This window comes from Bradyrhizobium sp. Kon37 (genome assembly GCF_055807535.1).
In genome coordinates, this window is record NZ_JBVVOY010000271.1 from 1 (window position 1) to 267 (window position 267).

1 protein-coding gene is annotated in these 267 nt (G+C 65.2%); it reads right to left on the bottom strand.

The features are described from left to right. The coding region (locus AC0L3J_RS38110; protein WP_473350573.1) for a DNA topoisomerase at nucleotides 1-225 on the bottom strand (225 nt) is incomplete at its 3' end. Nucleotides 226-267: the final 42 nt, after the last annotated feature.

Consider the following 267-nt stretch of genomic DNA (forward strand, 5'->3'; position numbering starts at 1 on the left):
GGCCGCCAGCACGCCCGGCGCATCGCCGTGCTGTTCCTCGCTCAAGTATTCGCAGTCGGAACGGTTGTAGGTGATGAGCTTGTGCTTCTCGCGCAGGGCCTGCGTAATGTCCTTCACCTGGTCCGGCTTGAAGCCGAACTTGCGCGAGGCGTCCATTTGCAGTTTCAGCAACAAGGAGCACGCCGAGGGCATCGCGGCCGCCGTGAGCGGCCAACCCGCCCGCATCGTGTCCGTGACCACCAAGGCGAAGGAAGCGGCTGCGCCGCT